Here is a 23,648-nt window from a genome sequence, read left to right as displayed (position 1 = left end):
GCCCCCGACGATCGGAATTTTCACCGTACGGGGTATCTGCAACGCCGCAGGTCCAGGCCACGGCACGCCGCCCGCTGCGTCGGCGGATGTACGCAAGCGGTTCCTCACTGGTCGCGGGATAGCTGGGCTGTGAGACCGGCGAGCAGGAAGGTCATTCCCCGCGTGAAGTGGGCTTCCCACGTGGTGTCAATGGGTGGGGGTTGGGTAGCGAGGGTGGGGTAGAGCGCGGCGTGGTGGTGGAGGTGTTCGTTGAGGGCTTGGCGTGCGGGGGTCTCGTCTACGTGTTGCCAGGAGGTCTCGGTGGCAACCGTGCCGATGACGTAGTTGGAGATGGCGGCGGCGGCGGCGGTGAGGTCCAGCTCGGTGAATCCGGCGCTGGCCAGGGCGGCGTGTACGAATTCGGCCCGGGCCAGCGCGTTGGGGCCCAGCAAAGGGCGACTGCTGGCCAGGGCGCCTGACCAGGGATGTTGGAGCAACGCGGTGCGCAGGCCGTGCATGTAACCGGTGATGTCGTGTGTCCAGTCGTGCGCGTGCGTCTCAGGAAGAACGACTTCGCCGAACACGGCGTCGAGGGCGAGGTCGAGCAGGTCGTCTCGGGTGGCGACGTGCCAGTAGAGCGTCGTGGCGTGCACGTTCAGCGTGGTGGCTAGTCGTCGCAGGCTGAGTCCGCTCATGCCGTCGCGATCGAGGACGGTAACGGTCGCGTCGGCGATGCGTTCGCGGCTGAGTTCGCTGCCGGTGTTGCGCCCGGGAGCACGAGTCCGTAGCCAGATCGCCCCGGGGGTGTGAGGGCCGGTGCCGCCACGCTTCGGGCTCATCCGCCGCATCGTAACCAACGGATGCATCCACCCCACCGCATAGCCCTACAGTGTAGGTCTACAGTAGTCCTGCATTGTAGGACTACCTGGACAGGAGGCATGGGATGGCGGCGGCCGAGTCAGCGAGGGACGACGAAGAGGGCCATCCGCGGCGGTGGTCGATCCTGGTCGCGTTGTGCGCGGCCTTGTTGGTGATCGTCATGGACAACACGGTGGTCAACGTGGCGATACCGGCGATCGGGCAAGCGTTCGACGCGTCCACCGCCGGCTTGCAGGCGGTGATCGATGCCTACGTGGTCGTGTTCGCCGGCCTGCTGGTTGCTGCCGGGGTGGCCTCGGATCGTTACGGGCATCGCCGCACGGTGCTGGTTGGGCTCGTCGTGTTCGGTCTCGCCTCGGTCGCGGCGCTCGCGGCCTGGTCGGTGTGGTGGTTGATCGCGATGCGCGCGGTGATGGGGGTGGGCGCCGCGCTGATCATGCCCGCCACGCTGGCCGTACTGGTTCATGCCTTCCCCACCGGTGAGCGCCCGAAGGCGTTCGCGGTGTGGGCCGCTGTCGCCTCGGTGGCCATGGCAGTCGGCCCGGTCGCCGGTGGTGCCCTCGTGGCGGCCTGGAGCTGGGGCGGCGTGTTCCTGATCAATATTCCGATTGTGGCCGTAGCGCTGGTCGGGATCGCACGGCTGGTGCCCAACTTCCGCGACGACAACGCCCGGCGACTCGACATCGGCGGGGCCGCGCTGGTCACGGTCGGGATGGTGGCACTGACCACCGCGATCATCACCCTCGGTGAGACCGGCGCGGGCTCCCCACTCGTACCGGTCGCCGCGAGCATCGCACTGGTTGCTCTCGGGGTGTTCGGTTGGCGCCAATACCACGCCGCAGCACCGATGGTCGATTTCACGCTCTACCGTGACCGGGCCTTCGCCGGGGCCAGCGCTGCAGCCGCCCTGTTGACTTTGGGCACCGGCAGCGTGCTGTTCGTACTGCTGCAATACCTCCAGCTCGTACGCGGGCACACGGCGCTGCAGGCCGGATTAGCCATCATTCCCCTAGCCCTCGGCACCGTGGCAGGCTCCACGGTCGGCAGTCGCGCACCGGCCCGCATCGGTGCCCGGCGCTCGATCATGCTCGGCTTCGCCGTCACGGCCAGCGGGTTCGTCGTCCTCGCGACCCTCACCCCGGCCAGCTCCTACGTGACTGTGGCGATCGGGCTGGTGTTGGCTGGTAGTGGCACGGGATTCTCCAGCCCGGCCACCTACAGCACTGTTCTCGGCGCCGTCCCGCAATCACGGGCCGGAATGGGGTCCGCGCTCAACGACACTCACCAACAACTCGGCACCGCCCTCGGGGTCGCGATCCTCGGCAGCCTCCTCGCCGTCGTCTACCGCGCCGGCCTACCCGGCAGCATTCCCGAGGATGCCGGCCGATCGCTCGCGGCCAGCCTCGCGTACAGCAGCACAGATACCGACAAAGCCGCGCTGGCCGAGGCGGCGCGGACTGCTTTCACCGAAGCCCAAACCGTCACGTTGCTCACCGCCGCAGGCTGCGCGCTTGCCGGAGCGACGATCGCCGCGTTCGTCCTGCACCCGGACAACCTTCAGGCGAATAGCACAGCCGCTGAGAAGGAAGATCAAACGTCCGGTCAGTGATCCCATCCGTACAGGGGTTCAGAGTTCGTCGTCGGGGCTGGTGGGATCGCGCAGCGGGCGGAGTTCGTTCGGTGGGCTGTTGGTGAAGGCGTAGCGGCCTTGCACGTTGATGTGTCGCCATCCGAGCGGAGATAGGCGGGCCACGTCCTCGTCGCGGACGGGATAGTTCTGCCTGCGCAGGTGTTTGACGATGGCGTCGAGGTAGAGGGTGTTCCAGAGCACGACCATGTTCAGCACCAGCCCGAGCGCGCCGAGCTGGTCTTCCTGACCTTGTCGATAGGGCTGATAGAGCTGACCACGCTTGCCGTGAAAGATCCGCCGTGCCAGCGCATGCCGGCTTTCTTGGGTGTTGAGCTGGGTGTGGATGCGTCGCCGGTAGGTCTCATCAGCATCGACGAAGGCCAGCATGTGCAGGGTTTTGGCGATGCGGCCGTATTCGGCCAGGGCTTTGCCCAGGGTGGTCGGACTCCCGCCGCCCTGGGTCAGCCGCATCAGCTCCGAGGCTTTCATCGCCCCGGTGGACAGCGAACCGGCCACGCGCAGCAGGTCGGGCCAGTTGCGCTGGATCAGCTCCAGATCCAGCACGTGCCTGCGGTCCGGGACCAGCGCGTTCAGCGGCCCGTAATCGGCGGCCGGATCCATGCGCCAGAACTTCTGATCGGGCATGTCGGCCAACCGCGGCGAGAACTGATACCCCAGCAGTGCGAACAACCCGAAGACTTGGTCGGAATAGCTGGCCGTGTCCGTGGCGATCATCTCTGGGCGTGGGCCGCCGTCGAGGTCCAAGAGTCCGTCGAGCACGTGCAGGCTGTCGCGGACGGTGCCGGTGACCACGAGCCCGCCGAGCCCGGCGACCTGGTCGTTGACGTAGTTCAGCCAGGTCACGCCCTTGCCGCGCTGGCCGAAATACCGCGGGTTCGCCCCCGTGCGGACGCTGGCCGACGGCACGACGAACCGCAACCCGTCGACCGAGGCCACCGCACCGGTGCCCCACTGGCCCACCAGATCGAGGGTGTTGTGCCGCTCCAGCAGCCGCGCGTTGGCCGCCCGGTGCGTGTCAGGTCGCAGGTAGTTTTGCTGCACATGCGAGAGCCGGTCTCGGCGCAACGCGGGATGCCCGGAGTGGATCACCGGGGTGAAACCCACGTTGCAAGCCTCAGCGACCAGGCACGCCGCTACCGACAGCGGCAGCTCACTCATGCGGGCCTCGGTCTCGGACAGGTGCGTGTACTCCTCCAGGCACCCGGTCCAGCCGTGCACCTCCATCATCAGGTCCGGCAAGTCGACTTCTGGGAGCATCGCCGCACACAGCCGGGACAGCTCAGTGGCCTCCTCGGGCGATTCCTGCGGCTCCAGTTTGTCCAGGTGCAGGCGACCGTCCGCGCCGACGGTCGCAGCCTGTGGTTCGCTGTCCTGTCCGCGATCGGCCACAACCCGGTAAGCGGTATCAAGCTTGCCCGCCAGCTGTCCCAGATGCGGCTGCGGATCCTCCGGCAGTTCCAGGCTGGTCAGCACCTCGGGCTTGGCTGCCTGCCACTGGGCTTCGTCCAGCAGCTTCTCGCGCGGATCAGCCCAGCGCAGTCCACCGTGGGCGAACACATCCCCGCGGCGCAGCCGACTATGGAACGCTTCGGTGACCGCAGAAATGTAGGCGCGCTGATCGACCTGATCGGCGGCCAGATCCGGGTTACCCAACACCAGGCGCCGCCAGGACGGGCCCACCAACTCGGACTGAATCTGCGCGGTCGAAAGCTTGCGGCACCGGCCGGGAAACAGCTGCGGCAACCGCCGGAACTCCGCCAGCGTCGCAGTGCCGCCCTCAGCCGCCCCGAACGGGACCTCAACCAGCGACGCCACGGCCTTGCGGAGGGTGGGAAACCGATCGAGCAGTTCGGCCCGAGCCGCGGCATCTGGATCGCCCTGGTCGGCGGTCAGCTCCTCGACCGCGTCCAGGGCTTCGGCCAGCTGGGCCTGGCCCACCGCGGTCTCCAGTGCGGTCCACACCGCATCAGCATCCACCGCCTGATCGGAATCCTGACGTAACTGGCCCAGCACCGTTTTCAACCCCGTGGCCACAGTGATCGAGGCGCGAGAGAGCCTCGGCAAGGAGTGCAGTCGAGTCTTGGCTGACTCGCGTTCAGCGCGGCGGATCAGGTTCTCCCGCACCAGCGTGTCGAAGACATCCAGGGTGTCGTCAGTGGCCTGCTGGGTCAGCACTCGTCCCATTGCCACCAACGTGGCCGTCTTCCGGGCCGAGCTCAGCCCGCGAATGGTCGCGGCCTTGGTGCCCAGCCCGTAGAGGGCCAGGTGCCACAGCCGGTTCTGTGGGATCCGCGAGATGTCCAGTTCGGACAGCTCTAACCCGCGCAGCTCGCCGAGCCGCTCCACCTGCCGTGCCAGCTCCGTGGGCGTGTTCTCCGTCGGAGAACGGCGCAGCCTCTCCAACTCCGACAGCCGCGCCCCGTCACCAACCCGAACCAGTTGTTCCAACTCGTCGGCCTGCTCCGGCGACACCAGTGCACCCACCGCCGTGTACAGCCGTTGGGCCTGTTCGTCACGGATCTCGCCCACGCGCCGGCTCAACGTGGTAATTCCCGGCAACAACACTTTGTGACGCAGCAACCAGACCGTGGCCCGCTCGAACAGCTTGCGTGGCCCCTCGGTGCTCGTCCACGCCCGCGCGGCAACGAACTCGCGAAACTCCTGCTGCGCCTGCGCATCCTCGAACGCGCGGTAGCCATATATCACCGTGATCTCACGGGTGTGCTCATGCTGGGTGGGCAAACGCTGGGCGTACTGCTTCAGACACGACGGATCGTCGACATCGACCTGGCCAGCCAGTTGTTCGACGATCTCCCAGGGCACCTCCAGCGGATCCGGCAAGAACCGGCCAAGCATGCGCACCGTCACCAGCTGCACGGCGAAGCCGAGTCGGTTCTGTGGCCGGCGCCGCTGCCGCGCCCGCTGCACGTCGGTGTCGCTGAGCACGCAAAACCGGTCCAACTCCGACCGCGATGGCACACCCGTGAACCGGCCGAATGCCTCGACCTGCTCACCGCTCAGAAACTCCAGCGACACACCCCGTATCCGCCACCGCATGCTGACCTGCGATCAAGGGCTTAGCGTTCAATTTCGCACGGTTCTTCCCCAGACCCCTTGACCCCCACGAGGCAGTGGAACGATCTGTCGCAGCCCACGATGGATGAGATCGACGACGTAGCCAGTCGAGGAGGTGAATCCGTTGGCTTGCCGACTGGATTCACCGATCTGGATGCCATAACGACGGGGTTACGTCCCGGCACGCTGACCGTGCTCGCCTCCCGCCCTGGAGTCGGACGCAGCACCCTCCTGTTGGACTTCGTACGCGGCTGCACGATCAAACACGGACTTGGCGCAGCCTTGTTCAACCTGGAGTTGCCAGCCACGGAGATCAACCAGCGCATCCTGTCCGCCGAAGCCCGCATCCGGCTGGGCGACATGCGCGGCGGGCGCATGAACAGCGACGACGACTGGACCCGCCTGGCACGGCGCATGTCCGAACTCGCCGAGGCACCGTTGTGGCTCAACAGCACCCCGGCCGCTTCCGTCGAAGCCGTGGCCGCCGAGGCCACCGAGCTGTGTGCCCAACACCCGATGGGCCTGATCGCCGTGGATTCCCCGGCGTCCCTGACCGCCTCGGTTGAGGCCGGGGCCAGCCGTGAACGCGAGCTATCCACCGCAGTACGCCGTGTGAAAACCCTGGCCCGCGAGCTCGACGTGCCTGTCGTGGTCACCGCCGAACTGGGACGTTCCGTAGACAACCGCGCCGACAGGCGCCCGGCTCTCAGCGACCTCCGCGAGTCCGACACGATCCACCAGGTCGCCGACAACATCATCCTCATCCACCGGCCCGACGCCGTCGAGCGCGACGACCCCCGCATGGGCGAGGCCGACCTGATCCTGGCCAAACACCGCCAAGGCCCGCCCACCACGGTCACCGTGGCCCACCAGCTGCACTACTCCCGGTTCGTCGACATGGCCAAGGAGTGAAATCTCCCCCCGATCAACCAAGTCCATGAGCAGGTTATTTTTCTCTGTGGGAAAATGAGACGGCATTGTGGCCGTGCGCGACTCTCCGGGGATTATCCCGTCCAGCCGCGTCGCAAAAACCGCTCTGTGATCCTCGCTCTGATCCTGGCTCCTGTCGCTCGCGGCCACGGAAGCCCATACTGGGCGCATGCCCGCCGATCCCGCCGAGCACGACGACCAGGGTGCCGAGATCGTGCCGTTCGCTCCCCCGCCGGGTCGCGATGGGCGACGGCGGCGTGATCCGGCGCGGTTCGCCGCCGCCCAGCAGCGGGCGTTCGCCGACAGGAACCTGCACGTCGGCCAATCACAAGTTGTGCACGCGACGACGTGGCTGGACTGGATCGACGACCTCACCCTGCCCGCACCCGCGTGCCGCCAGGGCTTCACCGGACACGGCACCCACAGCGAACTGTCGGCCACCCGCAGACCGGTGACCTGCCGGAGGTGCCGGCGCCTGCGCGGCGAAGACGACACCGCAGACACCGGGAGCACCGCAGTGCAGGCCACGCTGTTCTGACATTTGCGACTACTCCGCACCCGTGCCGTCCTCTAGCTCGGCGGCGGCACGGCGGCTCTTCGATCGAGAAGCTTGGGCGCCTTCTTCGCGGACTACGTTTTCGCTGGTCGCGCCTGTTACCAGGGAGGGATCCCTGCCTCGGGCGGTGTGGGGAAAACAGTATGTGCCTACTGCGGATATGACCAGGGGCTTGTGATGGCCTACTGGATCCAACAGGGGCCGCGAGCAGCAAGTTCACCCTGCTTCATCCATCCTCTGTGGCCAGTCTTAGCCTGCTGACCGGGGTTTTCCCGTAACGACCCTACTTCTGCACAGGCCCTGTAAGGTCTGCGACCAGCGGTTTCGGACAGGCAGAGAGTCTGATACTGGCCCCCGGGCGCGCTCGCGTGCCACAACGCCCGGGCACCTGATGTCGAACGGCCAAACACGAGGGAACCTGTTTGGCCTGCTCAGGTTCGGGTTCGGCCCCTTCCGAGGCTTGACTGTAAGGCTCAGCCTCAGCCGGTACGGCTCGCCGGAAAGGGAGGTGGACATCCCCCTGGCAGAGCCTGAGACCAGCGGAAACATGTGACGCCGCTCCTCTCGCAAGTTGTTTTCCCTGCACACCTGGGGTTGCTGCGGTGTGAGGCCCGACATGGGGGGAGCCCGCGAAATCGTGCTGTAGATCACTCCCGTGAGGTTTGAAAGTGGACAGCGCTTGTTTCCGTGGCCGTGTGGTTCTGCTCCATGATGAAAAAACCCCGGCGGGAGAGTGGCTGGCCACCACCGTGCGTTGCTTCCGCAGGGAGAAGTTCGACGCGTGCTCGACCGACCCTCACTGTGGAGAGATCACCTGATGTCTGTTTTGCCGAATCCGTTGCCCTCGTCGCCGCGTACTACGTGCGGGGCCAGCTCGCGCGCCCAGCTCGTCGCCCTGGCTGTGGTCACTGTCTTCGTGACCCTGATGGTGCTGGTGGGCCAGCCTTTGACGGTGGCTGCCAGCATCGCGGCCTGGCTGGTGACGGTCACCGTTCCCGCGCTAGGCCCTGGACCGAACCCTACGCAGACTGACGGCGCGGAACGGTGGTGCTGACGATGAATGCTTCGCCTCCCTCGCGACCCCGCGCGGGCGTGCCGGATCACTTCTGGTTCGGGAGCGACAAGTACCACCACGCCGCGACGTTACGGCGCACTCTGGAACAGCTGTACCAGCAGCCCGTCAGCGGCACGCTCTGGACGACTGAGGTGCTGTCTGCGGTCAGTGAAGTATCTATCTCCGAGATACAGCGGGCCTTCGATCCCGGCCCGGATCTGGTGGAACGAAAGACCTACGAACGGCTGCTATATGCTCTGGAAACCGACGAGGAGTCCCGCCAGGTCTGTCTGCGTATCCATGCTCTGCTGTCCTCCCAACTGCAGCAGCGCGGCGCGCCACCCGACGACATCGCCCAGATCACCACCGCAGCCGAGTTTCAGCAGGCGCTGGCCAAGCTCGCCGAACAGGCGGGCCTGAGCCTGCGGGACCTGGCAATGAAGATGCGTGGACACGATTCCGCTCATGCCTGGGCCAGATCCGCCCTCTCTGCCTATGTCACCGGACAGAAGCTGCCTGACCAAAACAAGAAAGAACACCTGCGTACGCTGCTTGTCGTACTGTGCAAAGCAACCGGGCGAGCCCCTGAGGACGCCGAGCATTACCTCGACGCCTGGCAAGGCCTCCACGCTCGTCCACAGCACCGCGTGCCCGGAGGAAACACCTCGCCCCTCGTTCAGTTGGGGCGAGACCGACAGGACAGGCAACTTGGCCCTCCTCCTGCCGAACAGGACCGGCCATCTCCGGAGCCTGTGTCCCTGACGGGAATCGGACTCTTCCTGCTGATCGCAACCGCGATCATGGCAGGACTGCTTCTGCTGGTGGGCATAGTTCTGTCCTTCTGAATCAGGCCCGCCCCGTCCTCAGTGAGGACGGGGCGGGCCTGATTCAGGTCGAGAGGTGAAGTCTGTCTTCGGGAGCGTGGGGTGGTAGGAGTCCGACGGTGCCGTAGACGTTGGCTTGGGCGGCCTGGTGGTCGGAGACCGGGTCGGCGGGGTGCCAGTGGTCCACGGACACGAGGCCGGGGTCCAGGAGTTGGTAGCCGGTCAGCAGGGCAGCGATCTCCTGGTGGGTGCGCCAGCGCACCGGTGTGGGGGTGCGGGCCATGACCGCCTCGGCATCGGCGACCTGCTGCGAGGTGGCGCTCAGCGCGGCGATGTGCGACAGCACCAGGGCGCTTCCGGCCGGGGTGGCCTGCCGGTAGGCGGAGGACCGCCTGTGCCTCCTGCTGGTCGGGCACGAACGGGAGGACGGCCACGGCCAACACGGCCACCGGCCGGTCGAAGTCCAGCAGTCCGGCCACTCCGGGCGCGGCCAGCACGGTCTGCGGGTCGCGGATGTCGGCCTAGGTGATGGTCACGTGGTCGTAATCGGCCAGCATCCGGTGGGCGTGAGCCACGGCCACCGGTTCGTGATCGACGTAGGCCACCCGCGCCCGGGGGTTGTGGCGGCCAGCGATGTCGTGGACGTTGCCCACCGTGGGCACCCCACTGCCGAGGTCGAGGAACTGATCGATGCCGCGCCGGCACAGGTGGGTCACCGCCCGACCGAGAAACGACCGGTTGGCCTGGGCGTAGTGACGTGCGTAGAGCATGGCGACCAGCCCGGCCTCGGCGGCTTCGCGGTCGACGGCGAAGTTCGCCGCCCCGCCGAGGTAGTAGTCATACATCCGCGCCGAGTTCGGACTGTCCACATCCACCCCGGCGGCCACCTCCGGAGGCTGCCTGTACGGGTCATCACTGCGTTCGTGGCGTCCCCTGCCCACTCCCCACCTCGCAGTCTGTACTGATCCGCGACCGTATCCCGCCCTTGGGGATCCAGACCAGCCGTTACACGCGGCTGGCGACCCGCTACGGGAAGGAGCCCGGCATCTGCTCCCGCGGTGCGGACACCGTCGGCGAGGTGCGGGGGCCCACAGTCCGGCACCCGGGCCGAGGTGCCGGTCAGTCTTGCCGGGGTGGTCGGCGGCGATAGTGCTTGCTCATCGGCAAAAACAGCAGCAGGTAACTGACCAGCGCCAGCACCGGCAGCAACCCGAGTCCCATCGTGCGGCTGGCGGGCGTGAGCACCTCAAGCAGCACCGCGACCCCTCCGGCACCCCCCGTGGTGGACAGCGCCGCCAGCCACGGGTGGGCCACGATCCCGCGATCGAGGCGGGTCACCGCGCCCCACGTCGGACCACCCCATCTGGCCATGACCCACACCGTAGCCCGCCCCACCGGTCCACCACGAGAGCAGGCAACACCGGGCACACGGCGTCGGCACACCCGGGACCGTGTGGCGGCACCCGGCCTATTCGGTCCGACACGCGGTACGTACCTGCCGGTTGTGCTGCCCGTGGACACCGAGCACACCGGCGAAGGCGACGGCGATGAGCCCGACCGACCAGTATCCGAACAGGGACGAGAGCAAGATACTGCCGTAGACGGCCAGACCGGCTCCGGCGCCACGCAGCAACCGGGCCCGAACAGGCTGGCGAGGCGGATTCGACCAGCGCGGCAACACGGCCGTGGGGTTGGCTCGGGACAGCGCGAGCGCCGAGCTGGTCAGCACCACCGCTCCGGCCAGCATCAGAACAACACCGCCTGCGACCATCCTCACCTCCTTCGCCGGTCACCAACGAACCGTGGTGACCTCAGAATGCCATGACGTGCTGGCCAGTGGGTTTCAGCGGTCGGTGCTGGTGATGCCGAGCTCGAGCAGCAGATCGACGACAGCGACCTGGCGGGTGGCCGCGTAGCGGCCGGGTCCACTGTGGGGGCAGGAGGGCCCGGTGGTGGTCTGCGCCTGCCAGCCGCGGTTGCGGTACGGGGGGCGGGTGATGGTGCCGATCCGGTCACCGGCCAAAACCACGGTGTAGCGCAGGATCTCGCCGGAGTCGCTGCGCACGGGTTCGAGTTGGTAGTTGTTCAGTTGCTCGCTGGTGTAGCTGCGGCGCCGCTGGCGTCCACCGCCGGAGGGTTTCGGGGTCTGGGGAAGATCCGTGACAGATTAAACGCTAATGATCACCGCAGCTGGTCACAGCCTCGGAGGCGAGCACTTGGCCAGTTTCCGCCGAAGACTGAGCCAGCTTGGTGACCAGCGATAACGTTCAATCCTTCCCGACTCTTCTTCAGACCCCTAGATCACGATGGTCGTCCGGGATCGCGGCCGGCAAGTCCGAGCAGGGCATCGAGCGGTGCTGGGTCGGTGCCGGTGTCGACGGTCGGCCCGTACAGTCCCTCGCGACTGTCGAGCGTGTCGGGCGTGGACATCGCGGCGGCGAAGCCGGTACAGATGGCGACGTCGTGGTCGGTCGCGGTGAAGCTCTGACCGGTGGCGCGGGCGAGGTCCCAGCCGTGCAGGACGAGTTCGTCGAGCACGACGGTCGCGAGCTCGGTCGACGGCATGGTGAAACCGCCGGCCTCGGCCTCGCCCTGCCATGCCGACGGCTCTCGCCAGGCCGCGACGAGCGTGTCGAGGTCGCGGTTGAGCTGCTCGCGCCAGTTGTCGGGCAGCTTCGCACCGTCGGGTGGCGGCTCGCCTGGGTGCTCGTGGCGCGCGGTGTGCGTGAACGCCTTGGTCAGCCCGCGCACATGGGCGGCGAGGTCACGTACGGTCCAGTCGGCACACGGCGTCGGGGCGTCGAGCTGGTTATCGCGGACGCCGGCCGCGACTCGCCGCATCTCGGCCGCGGCGTCGGCGAGGTCGAAGCCGACCTCGGCCGTACTGAGCTCGTCTGACGATGTGCCGGCGTCCAGGTATGCGATCAGTCGCTCGGCGAGTTCGACCGGACGGCTCTTGGCCGCCATGTGCCCTCCGGGCATCACGTCGGCCTCGACGCCGAGCCGATTGCGGGCGACCCGCACCTGGAACTCGGCCGGGAACAGGCGGTCGTCAGCGCCGACCAGGACGTGGATCGGGACATCCGGCCACGCCTCGAAGGTGCACGGCTGTGCGAACGGTGTCTCGGCCGGTTCGCGATCACCCTCGGCCATGTCGGCCTTCACGTCGTCGGGGATGTCGTGCAGGAAGACCTCCTCGAGGTCGAACTCGTTCGACCGTTCGGCCGCTTCGTTGGCAGCTTGGCGAGCCTCGCCCGAGCCGGTGGCCTCGAACCACTCCCCGGGCGACTCGCCGGGAATCGGAATCATCGCGTTGAGCAGAACGATGCGGGCGATGGCATCGCTTTTGCTGATCATCGGCGCGGTGAAGGCGCCCATCGACTGCGCGACGAGCACGACCTCGCGGTGCTCGCCGATCGCCTGGTCGGTGATGACCGCGTACTCGCGCAGGCCCAGCGCCGGGTCGTCGCCCTCGATCTCGACCGGGATCGCGGTGTGCCCGCGCGCTTCGAGCTCGGCCGCGGCCTCGCGCCAGTACACCTCGCCGGCACCGCCGGCACCGGGGATCAGTACGAACGTCGCCATCTCTGCTCCTCTCCCCGCAGGAACGTCACTCATCCGGTACCGACTCCGCAACTGGCCCGAACTCATCGCGGTACAGGAAGCTGGCTTCTACACCGAACAGCCGTCTCAGCTGGGGATCCCCTATCGGGTGGGTGGGCCGGTTACGAGTTCCGCTCGAGCACACGGCGGACGAACGCCTGCTTGGCGTTCGCATAGGCCTCACGGTCGTGGCGATGTGCACGGGCAGGGGCTTGAGGAACATCCGAACGACAGACAGCGCTAAGCTCTGATCAAGCTGTGTGCTGCTTTTTCTTTCGTTGACGATCTTGTTCCGGGGCCTGAGGAACATCGGAACGAAAACTGGCGCTAAGCGTTGATGCTGCTGGTCAGCGAGGTGCGTGTCGGAGGTGCGAGGACACGTTCGGGGGTTCCGCAGATAGCCCCGGACTATCTGCGGTACATCCCGACCCGCACTTCACTGGCCAGCGTGGACGACTCGGACGGACAGGCCGACACGGCGTGCTCATCTGCGATAGGCACGACCACATCCGATGCGGGAAACTCGCATCAGGCGAGACGACACCGGGTCGCGGCGCCACCGAATCAGCACGGTGACCTGCATCGACAGCCTTAGCGCTGTCTGTCGTTCCGATGTTCCTCACACCCCGGGTTCACCCCCGGTGGGTAGCGACCGGTGTCCAACTGGACCAGCCAGGCCACCTCGTCGCAGAGCCGGTCGGCCACCGCATCCCGGCCGGTCAATTCAGGGTCATCCTCCTCGTCCGGGTTTTCCGGGCAGGGCCAGTCCGCCGCTCGCAACTCGGCCCGCGCGGTCTCGGCTTCGGCCAGGTCGACGGCGGTGACAAGCTGATGCACCCGCGACGGCGACAATCCCGCCGCCCTCGCCAACGTTCGGACCGACACTCCCTCGGCACGCGCCGAAGCCAGCGCCCACGCGCGCTCACGCTCGGCCTGGTCCCATCGCCACGCCACCCGCAACACCCGACGTTCCCGCCGTCCGGCCTCGACCCGTTCGTTGATCGCCACGCGAGAGCAGCATCCCACGGGTGTTCAGCAAACTGGACGCCGTAGCGCCACGCACGATTCCATTGCTACCCACGCCCCTACCCGGCCCGGTGGCCGCCGATACTGGCACGCTGTCACGAGACGGCCGCCGGGCGGGCACCTGACCTTCGAGACCGCCCCGTGCCCCGACGGGCACCACCGGCCCGATTCACCCGGCTCGGGCACCGCCTCGCCGGAGCGGTCGTCTCGGCTGGCGCGTGCGCGGCCCGCCCGGCGGCGCCGGGGCTGGCCTCGCCGTGTGTCGGTGGTGGTGTCGGCGCGGCGATATCGACCGGGTTGCAGGATCGGCCGTGGCGGGCCACCGGTGTGCGGATGGAAGCAAAACACCGCGTCGGCGCGCTGCAGCATAATGCCGGTCTCACCGGTGGCCTGGTCCACAAAGACCGGCTCATGCTGTCCTGGCCGGTGGCTGGGCATGCTCGCGGGAGTGATCACGCGATCATCCTACGGTGACCACCCGACCACTCAGGGCCACAACACCACTCTGGCTGCCCCTTCTGCTGCCACAAGGACTTACGGAGCGAGCCCGGCTACGGTCACGTCGGTGCCGGTGGCCTCGCCGAGTTGGTGAGCCAGGTCGGCGAGTTGATCGCTGCCGGATTCCAGCGTGTACAGCTGGACCGCCTCGGCCACCAGCCCGGCGACGGTGGCATCGCACTCGATGCGCAACCCCTCACGGATGTGCTCAACACTGACGTTCGCGGTGTGCGGTGCGGGCAAGCCTGCTCCCTTGTGTGTGTCGATGCGGACAGGTTCGGGGGTGAGCGTGTCGGACGGAACCGACACGAATGATCAACGGAGTTCGTCGTCACCGGGCTCGACCTGATGCTCGTCGAGCTCGAGCGCGACCTCCGGCTGCGCCGACGGATCGAGCTCGCCGATGCCCTGCTGTGTTCGAGCAAGTCCGGCTTGGGCGGGCTGCAGGGCCTGGTCGCGTTCACGCTGCTCGGCGGCCCTGTACTCCCGAAGCTGCCCTGATCCGCAAAGTAGCGGGAAGTTGGTGGTCATCGGACCTTGGAGGTTGTTGCGCTGCGGTAGTGAGCAGGGTTTCCCGCCGGGGAGGCTGCCCACCATGGGCAACCCGCCTGCCGCCGGGGGCGGGGGTCTGGGACTGGTGAGCTCTTGTATTGGAGTGACCTGTATTCCCGGGAGCGGATAGGGCAGGTGGTTACTTACCGTGACCATTGGGTGCGGTTGGTCCAAGCTTGCTCCTATGCGGTTGCCGGAATGCGTTGGACGAGTCAGCCGCGTTCCTGGCTGAATCAGCGATATGAGCGAAGCCGAGAAACCCGGAAACCGGTTCGTGCTGGTCAGCCCAGCAGTGCCGCACCTCGCGAGCCCCGCGATGTCAGTTTCAGACGTATTCCGTTCCCACCCCGGGGACGGCGTCCAGCTCGGTGCGCAGGGCGTCCCAGATGCGCTCCAGGGCCCGCAGGGCCACCGCGTCGGCCAGTGGTACGGGCAGCAGCCACGGCTCGACCTCGTCCTCGGCGGTGTCGGTGTGCAGTCACCGCAGCAGGTCCTCGGCTTGTTGCCACGGGCCGAGGAGGTCCTCGTCGTCGGGGATGAGCACGTGCGTGGTCGTGTCCTCTCGGGTGGGGCGATGGTCGGTGCTCGCCGCGATCATCGTGTTTTTCCGTTCCGGTGCTCGCGTGCTTGGTCGACTTGGCGTTGTGCGTCCTCGACGGAGGGCTTGGCGTAGCGGCTGAGGCTGCGCAGGTCGCGGTGTCCGGACTTGGCGCGCAGGACGGTGGTCGGTACGCCGTCCTCGGCGGCGTGGGTGAGTCGGGAGTGGCGCAGGTCGTGGAACGTCCACCCGCCCGTAGCCTCTTTGAAGAGTTTCAGCGCGGCGTTGTAGCTCAGCCGGCCGCGTCCGGTTTCGGGGTCCAGATCGGCCGCGTCGACTTCGCCGCGGCCGGCGCCCTTGGCGGAGCGGTGGGTCAGAAACACCGGGCCGTGGCTGCGTTGCCCGATCAGGCGCGACAGCAGGCGCGCGGTGGTGGAGTCCCAGGCCACCCGGTCGCGGTCGCCGCCCTTGCGGGTGATCCAGGCATGCCGGTTGCGCAGGTCCAGGTCCTCGACGTTGAGTGCGAGGATCTCGTCGGCGCGGGCGAAGGTCGCATACAGCAGCCGCCACAGGGTGCGCTCCCGCAGCGGGTGGCGCTTGTCGCGCAGCAGCCGGTCGAGGTCGTAGCGGCCGCGGGCGCGGTCGGTCGAGTCCGGCTGCGGCTGCCGGCAGAGCCCGGCCGCCAGGTCCTCGTCGAGCCACCCCCGCTGGCAGGCGAAGACGGTGAAGGCGCGCACCGCGGCGCGCTTGGCGTTCCACGTCGTCGGCGAACTCCGCCCCCACTGCCGACGAAACCGGGTGGCCAGCTCGACGCCGTCGAGCTCGGACACCGGGGTGGTCTCCTCCGGAACGAGGACCCGCCAGGTCGAGCGGTAGCTACGCACGGTGTGCTCACTGGTGTAGTGCCCGGACTGCTGGCGGGTGTTGCGCAACTGGTGAGCGAAGCTATCCAGCGCGGCGCGCACCGGGGGAACCCCGGCCGAGTCCGAGTCGGACGAGCGGAACGCGGTCACGCTTCCCAAGCGACCCCTCGCTATTCCAGATAACGAGTCATCGTCGGTGTGCGCCACCGAGGGGGTTTCCCCTGGCCGCGATCACCACTGCCCCAGATAAACGCTATTACCTGGCGTAGGTAACGTGCTGAGTTCATGATGCTCGTGTCGTGTTCGTGAGTAGATTCGTGAGCATGGACAACGAGGGGCCCAGCCGGACAGCGCTCGCGACCGCTTATGCCCGTGCTTATCACCAGATCGCCGACCGGCCACTCATCCTCACCGACCCGCTCGCGGCGCGTCTGCTCGGTGTCACCGCCGATGAACTGTCCGCATTCGTCGAGCCCACGGAGGACCGCCCCGGTAGCGGTGCCAGCTATCGGCCGCGCCGCCTGTTCTTCGCTGCTCGTGCCCGCTTCGCCGAGGACCGCGTGGCCGCGGCCGTGTCTGCGGGTGTGCGGCAGGTCGTGGTCCTCGGCGCGGGCGTGGACACCTTCGCCTACCGCAATCCGCACCCTGGTCTGCGTGTGTTCGAGGTTGACCATCCGGCTACCCAAGCCTGGAAACGTCAACGTCTCGCTGCGGCCAGCATCGAACGCCCCGAGACGGTGACGTTCGTGCCGGTCGACTTCGAAACCCACGGGCTGGCAACGGAACTGGAGTCCGCCGGATTCCTCCGGGCCGAACCGGCCGTGTTCGTGTGGCTTGGTGTCGTCTTCTACCTGACCCCGGATGCCGCTCACACCACCCTCGAATACATCGCCGGTCAGGCCCAGCCGGTCGAGGTCGTTTTCGATTACCTGCAGCCGGCGGACACCGAGGAGGAGCGTGCGCAGCTGCGGGAGCGCGCGAATCGAGTGGCCGCTGCCGGCGAACCCTGGTTCAGCTACTTCACCCCCGACGGCATCGCAGCACAGTTGCGCTCCCTCGGCTTCACCGACGTCGAAGACCACTCCGCCGCAGAACTCATCGCCGGCTACCTCGACGGATCCGCGGAATTCGAGGGCGAACCGCCCCAGGCACTGCGCGCGAGCCGCATACTACGGACCAGCCGCTGAGGATCTCCCAGTCCGCCCTCGGCCGCAGCGCTGTGGTGTGCTGAGCCGACGTACTCCGGCGTTCCCCCTACCGCACCCTGCACCGAGACCCGAACGGGCAAGCACGCTGACCACCAACTTTCCACTACTTCGCGGCTCAGGTCAGCTTCAGGAGTACAGGTCCACGTCAGCGTGAAATACCGGACCAGCTCCTCATCCGTGATCGTCTCCGGAAACCGTCGCAGCTGGTCCAGCTCTGCCTGCGAAAACACCCGAGTCGCCACACACCCCAGTCAATCAGACCACGATCCCATCGTTGGATCTTGCGCGAAAACTACCGCTACCCCTACAAGCGCCACTCGTCGGTCCGATGTTCCTCGGCCCCGAGCACGAGCTGGTGCTCATGGATCCCGGACAAGACTCAGCGGTAGCGGATGAGCCTGTTCGCCTTGGGAAAGCAGTGGTCCGCCAGTGCGGATGGGCCCCGCCGCCTACCCGTCCAGGGGATGCGGCGGGGCCATGGGATGCGGCTAGGGCTGCCGTGGTGCGAGCGCCGGACTCGCCGATCCGGCGGCCGGACCGACGGACCCGGCCTCGATGTCGACATCCTTCGGGTCCCAGCGGGCGACCAGCACGGTCACGAAGATAATCAGCGGAACGGCTGCGAGGAAGATCATCGTCTGGGACAGACCCACCGCAGCCACCACCAGCGGGAACACATAGAAGCCCGCGATGGATCCCACGCGACTGCAGGCCTCGGCCCAGCCGGTTCCGGTGCCGCGCAGATCGGTGGGGTACGACAGCGTCGCCATCGTCTTGCCCTGCGAGCCCGGACCGAAGGAGTGGCCGAAGATGAACGCACCCATCAGGATCGCGGCGAGGTATGGAGCGGACTCCACCTCGACCATGCCGACGGCGATCAGTGCGAGAACGCAGATCGCACTGCCGATCAGGGTGAGCACTCGTCCGCCAAAGCGATGCGTGAGGAACGGCTGGATGCCACCGCCCAAAAGGCCGAACACGTTCAGCAGGATCGTGCCGATCACGATGGCGACGACGTCCTGGCCGAAGATCAGCCCCACGATCACGGGCAGGTAGAACCCGACCGCAAAGTACTGGGCCGCCTGGAAGCCGCTAACCACCGCGACGACGAGGGAGCGGAGTCGGTATCCGCGCTCGAAGATGCGGCTGATACGGGTGTCGGTCTCCGATTCCACCTCGCCGTCCTCGATCACGAACTCCGTGGAAGGGAAGTTCTTGCGGAGGATCTTCACCGCCTCTCCCATGCCGAGATTGTGCGCCGCCCACATGGGGCTCTCATCGGCGAAGAGGAAGCGTAGGACCAGGATGACCAGCGCGGGGACGGCGCCGAAGCCGACGGCCCAGCGCCACATGTGCTCCTCCATACCGAGGAACACCAGCGGCAGCACCAGGGCTGCGGAGGTGATCGTCGCGGCGTACCACATGGGCTGCCAGAGGTTGACGAACTTGCCCTTGTCCCTGTTGCGGGTGAACTCCGCGACCAGGCTCAGCGCCGCCGGCATGTCGAGGCCCACGCCCAGCCCCAGCAGGAAGCGCCAGAAGATCAGCATCTCGATGGAGGGAGATAGGGCAGCGCCGATCGCTGCGACGACGAAGAGCACCAGATCGAGGATCAGCAGCTTGTAGCGGCCGAGTTTGTCGACGAGGTACCCGCCGAAGATTGCGCCCAGGAGAGCGCCGACCGCCATTGCCGAGGTGGTGGTGCCCACCTGGAACGGCGTCGGGTTCAGCTCCGCCTTCATCGAGTCCAGACCGATCGCGAGCGATGTGAAGTCGTAGGCGTCGATGAAGATGGAGCCCAGGGCGATCAGGGCGATGATCTTGCCGCGGGAGCTGCCGGTGGGATGGTCGTTGACGAACGTGATCACATCACGCTTGGTGCGCAGGACTACTTTGTCCATGGCGGTCTCTTTCCTGGGGAGGGAACGCTCAGCGTGCGATCGAGATCGTCTGCAGCTCGGTGAACTCGTCGTACCCGTCCATGCCGCCCTCGCGGCCGATTCCGGAGGCACCGAAGCCGCCGAAGGGGACCTCCGGGGTGTTCGGGGCACCGTTGTTGATCCCGACGATGCCGATCCGTAGGCGCTCGGCGAGATTTTGCGCGGCGGCGAGGTCCCGGCCGCACACGTAGCCGGCCAAACCCACACCCCATGCGTTGACCTCTTCGACGACGGCGTCTTCGTCGTCGTAGGTGACCAGTGCCAGGACCGGACCGAAGATCTCCTGCTCGAACAGCTCGGTGTCGCGGGCGTCCTCGACGACGGCTGCGGCCATGAAGGCGCCGCTATCAGGACCTGCCTGGCCGCGCACCACACGCTTCCCGGCCTGCTCGGCCTTGTCCACGAGGGCGGTCAGGCGCTCGACCGCATCCATGTCGATGAGCGGGCCGAAGTCGGCTTCGGCCTCGCTTTGCGCCCCCGGACGGGTGGCCTCGATGCGTGCCGCGAGAACGCACCGGAACTCCTCGGACAGCGAGGTGGGCACGAACACGGTGTTCGCGGCGATGCAGGACTCACCGTTGTTGCGCAGATTGGCAATCATCAGGTGGTCGACGGCGTCGGCCACGTCGGCGTCCTCGCGCACGATGAAGGGGGCCCGGCCGCCGAGTTCGAGGCAGGCGCGGGTCATGGTGCGGCCCGCGCGTTCGGCGATGATCTTGCCGATCGGGGTGGCTCCGGTGAACGTGACCGCGGCGACGCGCGGGTCGTCGATCAGCGCGTTCGAGATCTCGATGCCGTCGCCGATGACCTGGCCGATGACGCCGACGGGGAGGTGGCGTTCACAGATGCGCACCAGCGCATCGGAGGAGACGGGGGTGCGTTCGCTGGGCTTGAGGACAGTCGGGCAGCCGGCGGCGATCGACGCGGCGATCTTGCGGGCGGGGATCGACAGCGGGAAGTTCCAGGTGCCGATCGCGGCGACGACCCCCACCGGGTGGCGGCGCACGCGGAAGCGGCGCATCGGAGTGACGCGGCCGGCTTCCTCCTCGGCGATCGCAGGAGCCTCGGCGAACCAGTCGAAGTACTTCGCGGAGAACTCGACCTCACCGGTGGCCTCGGCCAGGAGCTTGCCCGACTCGGCTGCGATCGCGGGCGCGATCTCGGCGGCTTCGGCGCGCAGGTCGGCGGCGATGCCGCGCAGGGCCGAGGCGCGCTCCCGGGCCGGGGTCGTGGACCAGGCCGCGAAGGCGTCGGTGGCCACGCCAACGGCGTGCTCGACGTCGGTGGCACCAGCCCAGCCGACGCTCGCGAAGGCGGCGCCGGTGGCCGGGTCGATCACGTCATGGGTGACGCCGTCGAGGGAGTGGCCGCCGATGCGGGCTGCGGGGATATACGTGGTGTTCATGAGAATCTCCGTTCGTCGGAGTGGACTTGGAATCGGTTCACGGCGTCGGCGTCGAGATCGCCGACGAGGCCGGCAGCGGTGGGGGCGAGGACGTTGCCCTCGTGGAGGGGGAACCCGCCGGTGACGAGATCATCACGCAGGGGATTGGCGCGTACGTCGAGCTCGATCCACCCGGCGTGGGCGACGGTGGTGGCGAGCGTGATCGATGCGCGCAGGCCGATGGCGCCGGAGTACCAGTGCGGGCTGAGCACGCAGCCGGTGCCCCCGAGCTGCTCGGCAAGACGACGCAGGACGGTCAGACCGCCCGACTTGGCGACGTCGGGCTGGGCTTGGACTAGGCCCCCGGTGGTCACGAGGCGGACCAGGTTCTCCAGCCCGTACACGTTCTCGCCGCCGGCCAGCGGCATCCCGGTGACCTTGTGCAGCGCGGCGAGATCCTGTGGATCATCCCCGGAGACAGGTTCCTCGAGCCACTCGACGCCCTCCTCCTGCAGCCACGTCGCATTGTCGATGGCCTCGTCGAGGGTCCAGGCCTGATTGGCGTCGGCGAAGATGCGGATGTTCGGGGCGGCCTCGCGGACCGCCGCGATAGTGGCACGGTCGGTCTCCCGGCCGAATCCGATCTTGGTCTTGACCGCGGTCAGGCCCAGCTCGAGCGCACGCTCGGTGAGCTCGTGGACCTTGGTGGGACCGACGCCGCTGGCGTACGCCGGGATGCTGTCGCGGACCGGTCCGAGCGTCTGCGCCGTGGACGTGCCGCTCAGGCGACCGCGCAGGTCCCACAGGGCGATGTCGATGCTGCTGATCGCTTGCCAGATCGGGCCGTGCGCTCCCCACTGTCGCCCGACGCCTCCGAGAGCAGCGACGAGGGTGTCCAGCAGTGTCCCGGGGTCGAGGGCGTCGCGTCCAAGAGCGATCGGGGCGACCCCCTCGAGCAGGGTCGCGAGGCGTTCGGTGGCAGCCCAGTTGGGGTAATTGATCCAGCTCTCGCCGATTCCGACTTCACCGCCCGCATGGACCTCGACCAGGAAGGTGCGTCGGACGCTCAGCTGGGAGAAGGACATCGGCACGTGGTCATCGAGGGGGCTCTCAAGAACGCGCGCGACGATGCGTTCGATGAGCTGGCCGCTCATCGAACGGCTGCGGACTGCGAGTGGTAGAGCGCCTGGACGGCTCCGGTGTCACGGTCGGCCAGGCCTTGCTCCATGGCCGCGGTGTTCACGCTGTCGATGATCTCGGCGAGGTGCGTGGGCGCACTGACGGAGCGGGCGAGATCGATGGCCAGCTTGTTGTCCTTCGCCAGCAGCCCGAGGGCGAAGGCGGGCTCGAAGTCGCTCGCGATCATCTTCGGGGCGATCTCGCGGAACAGGTTCGAGACGGTCGCGGCGCCCGAGTCGGCGATGGTGGAGACGAAGACCTCCGGGTCGACGCCCGCGGCCTCACAGGTGGTGAGGACCTCGGCGGTGATCGCGTTGATCGCACCGAACATGAGGTTGTTGAGGACCTTCACGGCGTGGCCGGCGCCGACGTCGCCCACGTGGATGACCTGCTTGGCGACAGTGCCCTCGAGCACGGAGCGCACCAGGGCGGTCGCGACTTCGGTCCCCCCGGCGGGAAGGGTCCAATTGCCGATCTTGTCCGGGCGGCCCAGCACCGGAGCATCGACGTAGGTGACGTCGTGCTTGGCGAGGATCGTCGAGGCATCCTGGGCGGTACCGGGGTCGATCGTCGACATGTCGACGACGACGGCTCCCCCGGCCGTGGACAGTGCGCCGCGCGCGGAGGCGAGCACGTGCTCGGGGCGCGGTACGGAGAGGACGACCAGCTCCGCTCCCTGAAGGGCCTCTTCGGCGGTCTCGTAGACGGAGAGGCCCGAGGCGGAGGCCGCTTCGCGGGCGCCCTCGGAGGGGTCGAAGCCGCGGACCTCGTGGCCGCCTTCGGCGACCGAGTCGGCAATGCGGCCGCCCATGGTGCCCAGTCCGATCACTGCGGTGAGTGTCATGTCTCGTGCCTTTCGTCGATGTGGTGATGGTCTGCGAGAGCGGCATCGTGGAGGCTCTCGCGCAGACGGGTGATGTGGTCTCGAGCGACGTTCTCCGCCACAGCGGGGTCGCCGCCTCGGATGGCGTCGATGAGGGTGCGGTGCTCGGCAAGCGCCGCATCCATGCCGCCACGACGGGCGACGGTGGTGGTCATGGCGATCCGGATCTGCCCTTGCAGCTGTCGCAGGTTGTCCGAGAGGCGAAGGTTGCCGGCGGCGTCACGGATGTGACCGTGGAACGCGGCGTCGAGCTCCATGTGCCGCTCCACGTCGCCGCTTTCGACGGCATCGTGGTGGGCTTGCCAGTTCTGCTCGAGGTCGTCGATCACAGTGGTGTCCGCGGCTCGGGTTGCGAGTCGCGCTGCGAGCCCTTCGAGGACCTCTCGGAGGTCATAGATGCTGATGAGCTCGTCGAGGCCGATCTGCACGACGACCGCCCCGCGGTGGGAGGTGCTCTCCGCGAGACCCTCGTACTCGATGCGAGCGATGGCCTCCCGAACAGGACTCCGGCTGATATCGAGTTGCCGGGCGAACTCGGGGACGGACAGTCGGCTGCCTGGCGCCAGGCGCCGGCTGAGGATCGCGTCGCGGATCACCTTGTAGGCCTTATCCACGAGGCCGTCGCCTCGGGTGATGGAACTTGCGTCCAGTGTGTGTTGAGTCATCATCGGCCTCCTTGGGGCGATAAAATTACATGCAATATGTAATCGAGGCAACAGTTAGCAAGCAGAAGCCAAGCTCATACGTGAATCGCAGGCAGCTCCAGGGGAGACACCGCCAGCGCACGGAGCACGAGTGCCGCACGACAGACGACGTGCAGCCAACCCCGCACCGAAAGGCGGACGTCGGATCAGCACTTCGCCATAGAGCCACACTCACGACAGGCTCATGACCGGGGGCTGAGGGCCGAGGAACATCGGACCGACGAGTGGCGCTTGTACGGTCCGTGACTATCGTGGATATCCCTGAACTCTCTGCGGTATCTCCCGCCCGGCGCATCGCTGACCAGAGTGGACAGAGCGGGCA

General features: G+C 67.4%; 21 protein-coding genes and 1 pseudogene. 5 read left to right on the top strand and 17 right to left on the bottom strand.

Annotated elements, in window-relative coordinates; translation table 11 throughout:
• Nucleotides 1-104 precede the first annotated feature (104 nt).
• Nucleotides 105-818 (bottom strand): TetR/AcrR family transcriptional regulator C-terminal domain-containing protein, encoded by a 714-nt coding sequence (locus FHX42_RS06150; protein WP_182543128.1) that lies wholly within the window; start codon nucleotides 816-818, stop codon nucleotides 105-107.
• A gap of 104 nt (nucleotides 819-922) precedes the next feature.
• Between FHX42_RS06150 and FHX42_RS06145 the strand changes: the two genes are divergently transcribed.
• The gene (locus tag FHX42_RS06145; protein WP_182543127.1) at nucleotides 923-2,467 is read left to right on the top strand and encodes an MFS transporter; all 1,545 of its coding nucleotides are present in this window, start codon (nucleotides 923-925) and stop codon (nucleotides 2,465-2,467) included.
• 18 nt (nucleotides 2,468-2,485) lie between these two features.
• Here the strand turns inward: FHX42_RS06145 and FHX42_RS06140 are convergent, their stop codons facing one another.
• A complete protein-coding gene (locus tag FHX42_RS06140; RefSeq protein WP_235986916.1) occupies nucleotides 2,486-5,566 on the bottom strand; it encodes a Tn3 family transposase in 3,081 nt (1,026 codons plus the stop codon).
• Between the two features lie 147 nt (nucleotides 5,567-5,713).
• Between FHX42_RS06140 and FHX42_RS06135 the strand changes: the two genes are divergently transcribed.
• Both FHX42_RS06135 and FHX42_RS06130 read left to right on the top strand, forming a co-directional pair.
• Nucleotides 5,714-6,496, top strand: coding sequence for a DnaB-like helicase C-terminal domain-containing protein (locus tag FHX42_RS06135; protein ID WP_235986915.1), 783 nt, complete (start codon nucleotides 5,714-5,716; stop codon nucleotides 6,494-6,496).
• Nucleotides 6,497-6,683: 187 nt separating this feature from the next.
• On the top strand, nucleotides 6,684-7,052 hold the full coding sequence (locus tag FHX42_RS06130; RefSeq protein WP_220479545.1) for a hypothetical protein: 369 nt from the start codon (nucleotides 6,684-6,686) through the stop codon (nucleotides 7,050-7,052).
• Between the two features lie 828 nt (nucleotides 7,053-7,880).
• Here the strand turns inward: FHX42_RS06130 and FHX42_RS06125 are convergent.
• Nucleotides 7,881-8,060 carry a hypothetical protein gene (locus FHX42_RS06125; protein ID WP_182543125.1) on the bottom strand — a complete coding sequence of 60 codons (180 nt, stop codon included), beginning with the start codon at nucleotides 8,058-8,060 and terminating at the stop codon, nucleotides 7,881-7,883.
• Nucleotides 8,061-8,114: 54 nt separating this feature from the next.
• Here FHX42_RS06125 and FHX42_RS26380 point away from each other — a divergent pair, with 54 nt between their 5' ends.
• Entirely contained in the window at nucleotides 8,115-8,969 is an 855-nt protein-coding gene (locus FHX42_RS26380; RefSeq protein ID WP_182543124.1) for a hypothetical protein, read from the top strand.
• Between the two features lie 43 nt (nucleotides 8,970-9,012).
• On the opposite strand, the pseudogene FHX42_RS06115 reads toward FHX42_RS26380, so the two are convergent.
• The 9 genes and pseudogenes from FHX42_RS06115 to FHX42_RS06075 all read right to left on the bottom strand — a co-directional run bounded on the left by FHX42_RS06115 (nucleotide 9,013) and on the right by FHX42_RS06075 (nucleotide 16,178).
• Nucleotides 9,013-9,793: pseudogene (locus FHX42_RS06115) on the bottom strand (SAM-dependent methyltransferase).
• A 274-nt stretch (nucleotides 9,794-10,067) separates the two neighbouring features.
• Nucleotides 10,068-10,319, bottom strand: coding sequence for a hypothetical protein (locus FHX42_RS06110; protein WP_182543123.1), 252 nt, complete (start codon nucleotides 10,317-10,319; stop codon nucleotides 10,068-10,070).
• A 97-nt stretch (nucleotides 10,320-10,416) separates the two neighbouring features.
• Nucleotides 10,417-10,719, bottom strand: a complete 303-nt coding sequence (locus FHX42_RS06105; protein WP_182543122.1) for a hypothetical protein — start codon at nucleotides 10,717-10,719, stop codon at nucleotides 10,417-10,419.
• 72 nt (nucleotides 10,720-10,791) lie between these two features.
• The gene (locus FHX42_RS06100; RefSeq protein ID WP_182543121.1) at nucleotides 10,792-11,013 is read right to left on the bottom strand and encodes a hypothetical protein; all 222 of its coding nucleotides are present in this window, start codon (nucleotides 11,011-11,013) and stop codon (nucleotides 10,792-10,794) included.
• A gap of 236 nt (nucleotides 11,014-11,249) precedes the next feature.
• Nucleotides 11,250-12,533 (bottom strand): TIGR03086 family metal-binding protein, encoded by a 1,284-nt coding sequence (locus FHX42_RS26375; protein ID WP_235986914.1) that lies wholly within the window; start codon nucleotides 12,531-12,533, stop codon nucleotides 11,250-11,252.
• A gap of 609 nt (nucleotides 12,534-13,142) precedes the next feature.
• A complete protein-coding gene (locus FHX42_RS06090) occupies nucleotides 13,143-13,559 on the bottom strand; it encodes a hypothetical protein (protein ID WP_182543120.1) in 417 nt (138 codons plus the stop codon).
• Nucleotides 13,560-14,111: 552 nt separating this feature from the next.
• Nucleotides 14,112-14,318: a hypothetical protein gene (locus tag FHX42_RS06085; protein ID WP_182543119.1), complete on the bottom strand. Its 207-nt coding sequence runs from the start codon at nucleotides 14,316-14,318 to the stop codon at nucleotides 14,112-14,114.
• A 72-nt stretch (nucleotides 14,319-14,390) separates the two neighbouring features.
• Nucleotides 14,391-14,606, bottom strand: coding sequence for a hypothetical protein (locus FHX42_RS06080; RefSeq protein WP_182543118.1), 216 nt, complete (start codon nucleotides 14,604-14,606; stop codon nucleotides 14,391-14,393).
• 615 nt (nucleotides 14,607-15,221) lie between these two features.
• Nucleotides 15,222-16,178: a tyrosine-type recombinase/integrase gene (locus FHX42_RS06075; RefSeq protein WP_328795962.1), complete on the bottom strand. Its 957-nt coding sequence runs from the start codon at nucleotides 16,176-16,178 to the stop codon at nucleotides 15,222-15,224.
• Between the two features lie 155 nt (nucleotides 16,179-16,333).
• Between FHX42_RS06075 and FHX42_RS06070 the strand changes: the two genes are divergently transcribed.
• On the top strand, nucleotides 16,334-17,215 hold the full coding sequence (locus tag FHX42_RS06070; RefSeq protein ID WP_328795922.1) for a class I SAM-dependent methyltransferase: 882 nt from the start codon (nucleotides 16,334-16,336) through the stop codon (nucleotides 17,213-17,215).
• Nucleotides 17,216-17,724: 509 nt separating this feature from the next.
• Here FHX42_RS06070 and FHX42_RS06065 read toward each other — a convergent pair.
• The 5 genes from FHX42_RS06065 to FHX42_RS06045 are packed head-to-tail and all read right to left on the bottom strand — an operon-like array spanning nucleotide 17,725 to nucleotide 23,287.
• Nucleotides 17,725-19,137, bottom strand: coding sequence for an MFS transporter (locus FHX42_RS06065; RefSeq protein ID WP_182543116.1), 1,413 nt, complete (start codon nucleotides 19,135-19,137; stop codon nucleotides 17,725-17,727).
• 28 nt (nucleotides 19,138-19,165) lie between these two features.
• Nucleotides 19,166-20,581: an aldehyde dehydrogenase family protein gene (locus tag FHX42_RS06060; RefSeq protein WP_182543115.1), complete on the bottom strand. Its 1,416-nt coding sequence runs from the start codon at nucleotides 20,579-20,581 to the stop codon at nucleotides 19,166-19,168.
• Nucleotides 20,578-21,714: a mandelate racemase/muconate lactonizing enzyme family protein gene (locus tag FHX42_RS06055; protein ID WP_182543114.1), complete on the bottom strand. Its 1,137-nt coding sequence runs from the start codon at nucleotides 21,712-21,714 to the stop codon at nucleotides 20,578-20,580. The genes FHX42_RS06060 and FHX42_RS06055 overlap by 4 nt, the downstream gene beginning before the upstream one ends.
• Nucleotides 21,711-22,583, bottom strand: a complete 873-nt coding sequence (locus FHX42_RS06050) for an NAD(P)-dependent oxidoreductase (protein WP_182543113.1) — start codon at nucleotides 22,581-22,583, stop codon at nucleotides 21,711-21,713. The genes FHX42_RS06055 and FHX42_RS06050 overlap by 4 nt, the downstream gene beginning before the upstream one ends.
• On the bottom strand, nucleotides 22,580-23,287 hold the full coding sequence (locus FHX42_RS06045; RefSeq protein ID WP_182543112.1) for a GntR family transcriptional regulator: 708 nt from the start codon (nucleotides 23,285-23,287) through the stop codon (nucleotides 22,580-22,582). Before FHX42_RS06045 ends, FHX42_RS06050 begins: the two co-directional genes overlap by 4 nt.
• Nucleotides 23,288-23,648 lie beyond the last annotated feature (361 nt).

It is taken from the genome of Halosaccharopolyspora lacisalsi (assembly GCF_014137975.1).
Lineage (GTDB): Bacteria > Actinomycetota > Actinomycetes > Mycobacteriales > Pseudonocardiaceae > Halosaccharopolyspora > Halosaccharopolyspora lacisalsi.
Note: the sequence above shows the minus strand (reverse complement) of the source record. Positions and strands in the feature narration are given on the sequence as shown.